Raw genomic sequence first — 8,657 nt, forward strand, 5'->3', positions numbered from 1 at the left:
TGTCTCATTCCATATATTAAGAAAATGGTTATAGACAAAACGACAAGAACCGAAGGTTCGATTCATTAGGTTTTGTTGTTCTTTGTTTGGATAGATACGATATCTAAATGCTTTGTTTATTTCCATGTGAACCGAACCTCCATTCCTGTTTATTACTATTATTCTAGCAAGAACAAGGTTAGTTGACGAATTTTTAAAAGGCAAAAGCGATTCATCCCCCCACTTTACACTCTGTAGGAAGTGGGGGGATGAATCGCTAATTTTCTGATAAAAATATAAAAGATGAAAAGTTTAGATATTATATATTTAAACAGAAAAAAGATGTATATACTTCGCGTTCAAGAAAATCATGTAATCTTTCTTTTTGTTGACTTAATTCACTAAATTCTTTTTCTTTAGCTGCCTTTGCCTTCTCCTTATGGGGGACAGCAGAAATAGCCTCTCTTTTTTCAATCATATTCTCTTCTATTTCCATATATCCAACAAGTTCTTCTAAACCTTGGATAATACGTTCTTCTACAAGAGTTAAAATAGCACCTTTCTGTATGCCGCGGCATGAGGCGCTTGCGCAGCGAATCATAATTAGGACGGTCTTTTCTAGGTTGATACTAAAGTGTGTGTCCACAATTCTCGCATTTTAAGATTCCAGCTAAAGGATTGGAAAGGATCTTTGTTTCAACTGTAGAAGGTCTCCAACGTTCTTTGTGAGCTTGGTTTGCGACCTCCCAAAGTTCTTCGGATACTATAGGTTTATGTGCATTTCTTTTAATTATCCAATCTTTAGTCGGAACCTTAATTCGTTTGTACCGACCATTTCTTTTTTCGTACTTAACTTTTCCCCAAATAATATGACCCATATATACTTCATTTTTTACAAATGCTGTAATGGTGGATGGTGACCAAAATTTTTTTCTCACTCGGTTTTCACTTACGAGAGCCAAAAAGTAAATACCCAAATAAAGGTGGCTCTATCCATTTGGTAATTTATTTGCAATTAGATAAGTGCAACGACGACAATTTCCTTTTAGGGAATGGCTTTTCCTTCAATTTTCCGAAGCTAAATTTCACAGAAAGCTCACATGGATTTCACAATTTGCAGATATAATCAGATATATTAGTGAGATTATCATGAAAAAAATTGGTGTCTGGAAAGGATTTGAATTTAGGGACAAAGATACTTATCACGTTGATACGCCACCTACAAGTGAAATTATAGAGATAAAAATTAGCAAAAGATATAACTTACAAACTCAGAGGAGAGAATGTTTTGCAAATTAAGAAAGGTAGAATCATACTTCCGATAATAATACCGATATTAGTTCTTTTAAGCTTTATCATTCCTAGAGAGACCCTACCGTCCCCGGATACTCGGATTATTCTAGAACATAATTATAAAACGTATATTGCTCCTGTTTGTTTTGATCAAGCAAATGCAACAAATTTTTTAGAAGAGTCTACTTTACAAAATGCCCAAGATTTAGACTACAAACAAGAATCTTCCTGTACTAAGGATGCCCTAAAAGGTGAAAAGGATCGCTTAATTACTAGCTTTCTAAAAGAAGTAGGGATTATCGATAAAAAATGGGATAATTGGTAATTGTGCTGAAATATCACCAGCTCTTGAGAAGCGGGTTTAAGCCCCTGAAGGTGTTAATGTTGGCGTGAAATAGTTACATATGCAAACTGTGAAAAGATTGAAGTGTGGAAAGAAATGAAGAAAAAGTAATATTGTTAATGTGAACAAGAAAGGGTTGAAATTGGATGAAACATTTTTTTTCTCTTTTAGGCTTGCTTTTAATACTAAGCGGATGCGGCTTGTTATATTCAATAGGAGGTTCGGCTACAAGTGATTTTGATTTATCTGAATCGGGTATGGCTGTACCAGAATTTGAGTTTACTAATCACTATGGTGAACAATATGGTAGCGAAGATTTGAATGGTCAATACTGGCTTGCAAAGATGGTATTTACCAATTGTCCAACTGTTTGTCCGATCTTGACACCGAATATGATAAACCTTCAAGATGCTATGATTGATGAAGGAGTTGAGATGAAATTTATTTCGTTTACCGTTGATCCTGAAAGAGATACATCTGAACATCTCCGAAAGTATGGTCAAAATATTGGAGCAAAAGAAGGATACTGGTATTTTCTCACTGGCTACGACTTTGAAGATTTTCAGAATTTCTCATTAGAAGCTTTTAATTCGCCTGTTGAAAATCTGGTAGACAGTGACGATATTATGCACAGTACACGCTTTTTTCTTGTAGATCCAGAAGGTCATGTTATTCGCGGATATGATGGAATGACAACGGACCAAACAGACATTATTAAAGATTTGATTGAAACAGTAAACGAATAGAAAAGTATCAATGCTCTTTTAAAAAAAGGGGGCATTAATTTTCTTTTTTTTCTTATTTTTCCGATTGATAGTTTTGTTATTTTAGGCCGCATCCTGAAACAATAAGGTAGTTGTAACAGGGAGAATAGTAAATTCCCCATAGTTAACTACACTTATTGAATACTTGTCATTAGGCCCAGATAAGCTGAAAAGACAAAAAATAGACTCATGAGAAAGGCAAAAATTGCTGGTGCCTTTTTCAAGAAAGCATAAAGAAGTAACAGTAAAAAGAAGATCGATAATGCGAATAAAATTAAACTTATGCTTGTAAGACTGAATTGAATTTGGTTATACATCTCTACTTGGCTGCCATAAAAATATTGAAATAAATCAGAAACGCCATTTGTCCGAAGCGTTGAAGGAATATCGTGTGTGGGCGCTTGCTGTCCAAGTACTGCGGTTGCTGAAAAAATGAAAAGCAGCAGGGAACTTTCAGCTTTTGCCCACGGCTTTGGATTAAATGTTTCATCTTTTCTTAGTTTTCGATCGAGCCATATGCCATTGATACAGGCAAATACAAGCAAAGGAATAATCAATAAATGTTTAAAGAGAAGTGCCTGACCATAGTCTAGCATTCATGCATTTGGAAATATGGAAAGAGGGACAATCTGACGATCAACACGAGAAAGTGGAGGGGCAATTGGACAAGAAGGAAGAAATCTACTATGTAGACAAAACATTTCCTGAACCTGGTCATTATTATGTTATTGCTCACGTTACGGCTAGAGGCATGCACAATATGTCAAAGATAGAGATCGAAGTAAGTGAATAATTCGAGAAAATCAAAAAAATGCATTACGAAAAGACTTGTACAAGTAACTTAACCCTAATCATAACATCAGTGGGAACTGCCATTTGGCAGTTTTTTTTAATTTAAAAAATAATCTTGACAATATGAGAATATGCTCATATTATAATACTAAAAGTTGCATAAGGGAAAAATAAAAGCAGAGGGGAAAGAATGATGGCTTGGTCAAATAATATAAAATTGTTTGAAGGGAAAAAAGGGGATTTCATTCGTATTACTCATTTAGAAATCGATGGTGTCATGAGAAGGAGACTCTTAGATTTAGGATTTGTGCCGGGAGCTATTGTAGAGGTACTAAGAAAAAGTCCTTTGGGTGACCCGATTGCTTTTCGGGTAAGTCAAACCTCTATAGCGTTAAGAAAAGAGGAAAGTTCAAAAATTCAAGGGGAGTTGATTTAATCATGACTGAATCCTTCCGTATTGCCCTCGCAGGTAATCCTAATACAGGAAAAAGTACTTTATTTAACCTGTTAACCGGACTAAAACAACATACTGGTAATTGGGCTGGAAAAACTGTGAATCTGAAGACTGGTTTGTTTTCATTCAAGAATAATAAGTACGAAATGATTGATTTACCTGGAACCTATTCTCTATTTTCAAATTCGATGGATGAAAAGATTGCTCGTGATTACCTTGTATTTGAAAAGCCAGATGTTACTTTGGTTATCTTGGATGCTACTGCACTTGAGAGAAATATGAATTTAGCTTTACAAGTGATGGAAATTACAGACCGAGTCATTATCTGTATAAACTTAATTGATGAAGCTGAAAAATTAGGAATTGAAATCAATGACAAAGTATTGATGAAACGTTTAGGTGTTCCCGTTATTAAGGTTTCGGCTAGAAATAAATCAGGAATATCCATGCTTCTCGATACCATTGACCGTGTAGTATCGGGCACCATCCTATGTACCCCATATCAAGTTACCTATGATGATGAAACGGAACAAAAAATTAAATTGTTATTGCCGAAAGTCCTAGAAATTTCTGGAGATAAATTTCCAGCTAGATGGTTGTCTTTGAGAATGCTAGATGGTGATAGAGACCTTTTACAGATGATCGAAATGCATATTAGTAAAATGGAGGTGTAAAGGGATGGAGATACAACCATCGGCAAATAAAGAAAATGGAATACATGAATTGCTCTCATTGGCTGACCAGCTCTCTTCTTCCACTGTTCGTGACAAAATTGTTGAACAGCTTTATAAAAAAAGTAATGAATTTATAAAAGAGGGTGTAGTATTTACAAGAACAAAACATGATCAAAGAACAGAGAAATTAGATGCCATTTTTACTTCTCCCATTTTTGGATTTCCTATTATGCTCATTATGCTTGGGGTAATTTTTTATTTAACGATTGCGGGGGCAAACGTACCTTCTAGCATGTTAGCTAGTTTCTTTGGATGGATTGAGGGATATTTGACCTTAATTTTTACTACTCTAAATGCTCCTGAGTGGCTTCATGGTGTTCTTGTCTTGGGGTTATATAGAGGAACAAGTTGGGTTATTAGTGTGATGCTTCCTCCAATGGCTATCTTTTTTCCGACTTTTGCACTTCTTGAGAATTATGGATATTTGCCACGTGTAGCTTTTAATATGGATCGGTTATTTAAGACAGTTGGGGCACATGGAAAGCAATCATTAACGATGGCAATGGGGTTTGGATGTAATGCTGCAGCAGTCATGTCCTCGAGAATTATTGAATCCCCTCGCGAACGTATGTTGGCTATACTGACAAATAACTTTGTTCCTTGTAACGGGCGTTGGGGGACACTAATTGTTCTGGCATCGCTATTTATGGCCGCGGGTTTTACCGGTGGAATGAAATCCTTGGTTACAACATCAGTTATTGTGGGAATTGTATTGTTCGGTATTATTATCACATTTCTTGTTTCATGGGTACTTTCTAAAACAGCTTTAAAGGGAGTTCCAACACATTATACTTTAGAATTACCTCCATATAGAAAACCTAAATTTGTAGACACGGTTATCCGATCTTCCCTAACTAAATCTTTATCTGTGTTAAATCGTGCCATTAAAGTGGCGGCACCAGCAGGTATTCTAACGTGGGTTTTAGCCAATATTCAGTTGGGAGACACTAGTATCCTGTTGCATATCGTAAACTTTTTAGATCCGTTAGGGCAGACAATCGGATTAGATGGATTTATCTTAATGGCATTTTTAATTGGTCTTCCAGCGAATGAAATTGTACTACCAATATTATTAATGGGATACTTATCAACTGGTGCATTAATTGATGTAGACGGAATCGAGGATTTGAAGCACATTTTCCTAAACAACGGATGGACCTGGTTAACAGGCCTTAATATGATGCTATTTTCATTGTTGCATTACCCATGCGGAACAACTCTCGTGAATATCTGGAAAGAAACAAAAAGTCTAAAATGGACATTCTGGTCTTTTATGATTCCAACAGGGATTGCTTTTTTAGTTACTTTCATTATTGCTCAATTTGTAAGATTCATGGGATGGGTATAGGTAGGGGAAAACGATGAAAAAATAGACATTAGAAAACGGCAGCCATTTAGCTGCTGTTTTGCTTATTCTTTAGGTATTGGTGTAGGAGTAGGAGGTGTTCCTAAACTCTCATACTTTTTATCAATGTTTTCACGGATTGCTTTTAGATCCGTACCTTTTTCAAACTCTTGTTTCTAATTTAAGTAAAAAAGCTACAGTAACCGCAGACATCCTAAACGTACGTTCAGGACCTTCTACGTCTTATGAAGTTATCGGTCAATTGCCCTTTCGCTTAATAAAACTGTTTATGTATATGATCCTGAAAGCGGAGAGGAAATTGACCGTGTAGATGTAGGAGTAATGCCTGTTGATTTTTACGGAGATAAGTTAAGTCCTTATATTTTTCAAATAATGTTTATAGAATAAATAAAGAAAATAGAACTGTAAGCAGTCCGATTGACGTAGGAAATAATCTATATGATATTACTGGTGATATGCAAAATATTTATGTTTCAAGTATCGATGGTAACTCGCTTTCAGTTATTGATAGAGCAAAATTTAAATTAGAAAAAAATATACCTTTAGAAAAAGGACTATATTTAATGATATTAGGTGGGAACAATGAATGAATATAAAATTTTAATCGCTGATGATGAAGAACAAATGCTAGTATTACTTAGCTCGTATTTAGAAAAAGATGGATATTTAACTTGTACTGCAAATGATGGGAATGAAGTATTGGAACTCTGGAAAAAAGGAACCTTTGATTTAGTAATCCTAGATATCATGATGCCTAAACTAGATGGTTTTACAGTTTGTCAAAAAATACGAGAGATATCAAATGTACCCGTCATCATGTTAACCGCAAAGGGTGAAGAGGTTAACAGGATCAATGGATTAAAAATGGGTGCTGATGAATACATTGTAAAGCCATTCAGCCCAAAAGAATTAGTTGCTCGTGTTGAGGCTTTATTAAGAAGATCAAATAATTTTAAAGAAAAGCAAAACTTGTATAAATTAGGTGAATTAGTTGTTGATTTAGATGGATATAAAGTTGAAGTGGCCGGTAAACTTGTTAACTTAACAAGGAAAGAGTTTAGTCTCTTGAATTTCTTGATTAGCAACAAGGGTCAAGTATTTTCAAGAGAACATTTACTTGACCGTATATGGGGAATAGAAAGCACGGGAACTTTGAGAACAGTGGATACACATGTAAAAACCCTTAGGATTAAATTAAGTACTGCTGGGACTTATATCCAAACGGTTTGGGGAGTTGGGTACAAATTCGAGGTCTAAAATTATTTAATAAATACGGAATAAAACATAAGATTTGGATAACTATTATTGTGGTTTCATTAATAATGATCGTTACTGGAGCTGGGTTAACGTATTATTTATCTAAAACAGGCGAGAAAACTCCCTCTTCAAGCGTGTGGCGGACGTAGCCCCGGATTAACCCCCGTATTTTGGACAGTATCTCTCTTAATCTCACTTTATCTTAAAATTACATCCTTTTTCGTTTCCTTTTGTCCTTTTGAGATGATAGCCATTTCTTCCATTCCTTCAAGGATAAAGGCTTTGCCCGACTATCGTCGCCCTTGACTCCATTCCAGAAATAGCTGAAATAATTTTTGGGACAAAAGGAAGAAAAATAGAAGGGGTGATTAAACCCGTACCTCTTTGATTTTCACGTTTTCATATTGTTGCTTTTCATAAAACTCATTTGGCGACAAGTCTAAAATGCTAGAATGCATGCGTCTTTCGTTATAAAACACCATAAACTCTGCGACTGCTTCATAGGCTTGTGCATACGTTTCAAATTGCCATCTTGATAAACAATCATCCTCAAAAATTCTATGAAAAGACTCAATGTGAGCATTCATATTTGGTGTTTTTGGAGGAATTCTTTCATGTTCCAGTGTATATTTTTCGCAAAATTCTTCAAAGGCATGGGAAATAAACTGTGGTCCATTATCTGTGCGAATCACAGGTTTTTCCAATTCATTAATCTGTTTGCGCTTGAATAATGCCCGCAAAAGGGTTTGCTTTAGATCTTTTGTCGTGCAGCTTAATCCCATATAGTATTCAACAATACTGCGATCATAAACGTCGATGATTGACAATACAAAGAAGAATCGGTCTTCACCTTCAATATAGCCATATTTAATGTCAATCTCCCACAATTTGTTTGAACTCTTAATCGTGCGATTTCTAGCTAGTTTTCTAGGATAAGAGACTTTCTTTTGCCGTTGCGGACGTAAAATACCAAGATCCTTGCACAACCGGTAAACTTTTTTCTTATTGATTATAAGATTGTATTTTCGACGAAGTAATTTTGTTAATTTACGGTAGCCATAGTTGAAGCCATCGCCTGCAATTTCTTCAAGTAGGTATTCTTTGATTTGTTCGTCTGATACCTTTTGGCCGTCCTTTTTGATAGAATAACCGGGTGTTGGACGTCCCTCACTTGCTTTTTTCTCTTCCACACGATAATTCTTTTGATAATAGTATGTGGAACGCGAAATACCGATGATTTTCAGCACTTTTGAAATGGAGTAGCCTTCTTGAATCCACTTGTCAGCTACTTCAAGTTTTTCAGCAAGTGAGGGTTTTTCTTTTTTATAAGATCTCGTAGAATGGCGATTTCAAGGTCTTTTTCACCTAATATTATTTTAAGCTTTTCATTTTCCTCGGATAACTCTTTGGAATCAAGATCCGGCAGCACAGTTACATCTACTTCACCGTATTTGCCCTCCTTATATTCACGAATCCAACGACTTACCATGTTCGGATTCAGTTCATATCGACGGGCTACTAAGGAATTATTGCCTGTCTCAGTGGCTTCTTTTACGACTTGTAATTTGAAACCTTTTGAGTGTCTTGTTCGTTTCATGATGTCAGCCTCCTTGGTACAATAAGTAGTATAATATTTATTACTCTTACTGTCCAAGTTCATTTAGGGGCTATAGAG

13 protein-coding genes and 1 pseudogene are annotated in these 8,657 nt (G+C 35.6%); 7 read left to right on the forward strand and 7 right to left on the reverse strand.

All coding sequences use genetic code 11. From position 1 onward, the window contains the following. The 3 genes from E2L07_RS01445 to E2L07_RS21115 form a co-directional block, all read right to left on the reverse strand. On the reverse strand, nt 1–126 hold a 126-nt coding region (locus E2L07_RS01445), incomplete at its 3' end, for a helix-turn-helix domain-containing protein (RefSeq protein WP_208401961.1). Between the two features lie 172 nt (nt 127–298). Continuing rightward, on the reverse strand, nt 299–580 hold the full coding sequence (locus E2L07_RS21110) for a hypothetical protein (RefSeq protein ID WP_243854880.1): 282 nt from the start codon (nt 578–580) through the stop codon (nt 299–301). Nucleotides 581–608: 28 nt separating this feature from the next. Next, nucleotides 609–917 (reverse strand): recombinase family protein, encoded by a 309-nt coding sequence (locus tag E2L07_RS21115; protein ID WP_243854881.1) that lies wholly within the window; start codon nt 915–917, stop codon nt 609–611. Between the two features lie 350 nt (nt 918–1,267). On the opposite strand from E2L07_RS21115, the gene E2L07_RS01455 reads away from it, so the two are divergent. Both E2L07_RS01455 and E2L07_RS01460 read left to right on the forward strand, forming a co-directional pair. Beyond that, a complete protein-coding gene (locus tag E2L07_RS01455) occupies nt 1,268–1,597 on the forward strand; it encodes a hypothetical protein (RefSeq protein WP_134228638.1) in 330 nt (109 codons plus the stop codon). Nucleotides 1,598–1,761: 164 nt separating this feature from the next. Next, nucleotides 1,762–2,361 (forward strand): SCO family protein, encoded by a 600-nt coding sequence (locus tag E2L07_RS01460; RefSeq protein ID WP_134228639.1) that lies wholly within the window; start codon nt 1,762–1,764, stop codon nt 2,359–2,361. 152 nt (nt 2,362–2,513) lie between these two features. Here the strand turns inward: E2L07_RS01460 and E2L07_RS01465 are convergent, their stop codons facing one another. After that, nucleotides 2,514–2,975 carry a hypothetical protein gene (locus E2L07_RS01465; RefSeq protein WP_134228640.1) on the reverse strand — a complete coding sequence of 154 codons (462 nt, stop codon included), beginning with the start codon at nt 2,973–2,975 and terminating at the stop codon, nt 2,514–2,516. 65 nt (nt 2,976–3,040) lie between these two features. Here E2L07_RS01465 and E2L07_RS21465 point away from each other — a divergent pair, with 65 nt between their 5' ends. From E2L07_RS21465 to E2L07_RS01480, 4 genes are all read left to right on the forward strand, one after another. After that, nucleotides 3,041–3,172, forward strand: coding sequence for a hypothetical protein (locus E2L07_RS21465; protein ID WP_276399872.1), 132 nt, complete (start codon nt 3,041–3,043; stop codon nt 3,170–3,172). 192 nt (nt 3,173–3,364) lie between these two features. Continuing rightward, nucleotides 3,365–3,607, forward strand: coding sequence for a FeoA family protein (locus E2L07_RS01470; protein WP_134228641.1), 243 nt, complete (start codon nt 3,365–3,367; stop codon nt 3,605–3,607). 2 nt (nt 3,608–3,609) lie between these two features. Next, on the forward strand, nt 3,610–4,299 hold the full coding sequence (locus E2L07_RS01475; RefSeq protein ID WP_134228642.1) for a FeoB small GTPase domain-containing protein: 690 nt from the start codon (nt 3,610–3,612) through the stop codon (nt 4,297–4,299). Nucleotides 4,300–4,303: 4 nt separating this feature from the next. Continuing rightward, nucleotides 4,304–5,707, forward strand: a complete 1,404-nt coding sequence (locus E2L07_RS01480) for a nucleoside recognition domain-containing protein (protein WP_134228643.1) — start codon at nt 4,304–4,306, stop codon at nt 5,705–5,707. A 62-nt stretch (nt 5,708–5,769) separates the two neighbouring features. On the opposite strand, the pseudogene E2L07_RS21615 reads toward E2L07_RS01480, so the two are convergent. After that, a pseudogene (locus E2L07_RS21615) lies at nt 5,770–5,880 on the reverse strand (PCYCGC motif-containing (lipo)protein); the annotation flags it as partial. A 427-nt stretch (nt 5,881–6,307) separates the two neighbouring features. On the opposite strand from E2L07_RS21615, the gene E2L07_RS01485 reads away from it, so the two are divergent. After that, entirely contained in the window at nt 6,308–6,982 is a 675-nt protein-coding gene (locus tag E2L07_RS01485; protein ID WP_134228644.1) for a response regulator transcription factor, read from the forward strand. Nucleotides 6,983–7,350: 368 nt separating this feature from the next. Here E2L07_RS01485 and E2L07_RS01490 read toward each other — a convergent pair whose 3' ends face one another. Continuing rightward, complete coding sequence (locus E2L07_RS01490) at nt 7,351–8,229, reverse strand: IS3 family transposase (RefSeq protein ID WP_412733951.1); 879 nt, start codon at nt 8,227–8,229, stop codon at nt 7,351–7,353. A 38-nt stretch (nt 8,230–8,267) separates the two neighbouring features. Next, nucleotides 8,268–8,579, reverse strand: coding sequence for a transposase (locus tag E2L07_RS21700; RefSeq protein WP_166740001.1), 312 nt, complete (start codon nt 8,577–8,579; stop codon nt 8,268–8,270). Nucleotides 8,580–8,657: the final 78 nt, after the last annotated feature.

Source organism: Halalkalibacterium halodurans, from assembly GCF_004376175.1.
Taxonomy (GTDB): Bacteria; Bacillota; Bacilli; order Bacillales; family Bacillaceae_D; genus Halalkalibacterium; species Halalkalibacterium halodurans.

What these genes read in the sequence shown, in the direction of transcription:
- E2L07_RS01475 (WP_134228642.1), top strand. Translation starts at nt 3,610, where the DNA reads ATGACTGAATCCTTCCGTATTGCCCTCGCAGGTAATCCTAATACAGGA.
- E2L07_RS21700 (WP_166740001.1), bottom strand. Translation starts at nt 8,579, where the DNA reads ATGAAACGAACAAGACACTCAAAAGGTTTCAAATTACAAGTCGTAAAA.
- E2L07_RS01480 (WP_134228643.1), top strand. Translation starts at nt 4,304, where the DNA reads ATGGAGATACAACCATCGGCAAATAAAGAAAATGGAATACATGAATTG.
- E2L07_RS01470 (WP_134228641.1), top strand. Translation starts at nt 3,365, where the DNA reads ATGGCTTGGTCAAATAATATAAAATTGTTTGAAGGGAAAAAAGGGGAT.
- E2L07_RS01485 (WP_134228644.1), top strand. Translation starts at nt 6,308, where the DNA reads ATGAATGAATATAAAATTTTAATCGCTGATGATGAAGAACAAATGCTA.
- E2L07_RS01460 (WP_134228639.1), top strand. Translation starts at nt 1,762, where the DNA reads ATGAAACATTTTTTTTCTCTTTTAGGCTTGCTTTTAATACTAAGCGGA.
- E2L07_RS21110 (WP_243854880.1), bottom strand. Translation starts at nt 580, where the DNA reads ATGATTCGCTGCGCAAGCGCCTCATGCCGCGGCATACAGAAAGGTGCT.
- E2L07_RS01465 (WP_134228640.1), bottom strand. Translation starts at nt 2,975, where the DNA reads ATGCTAGACTATGGTCAGGCACTTCTCTTTAAACATTTATTGATTATT.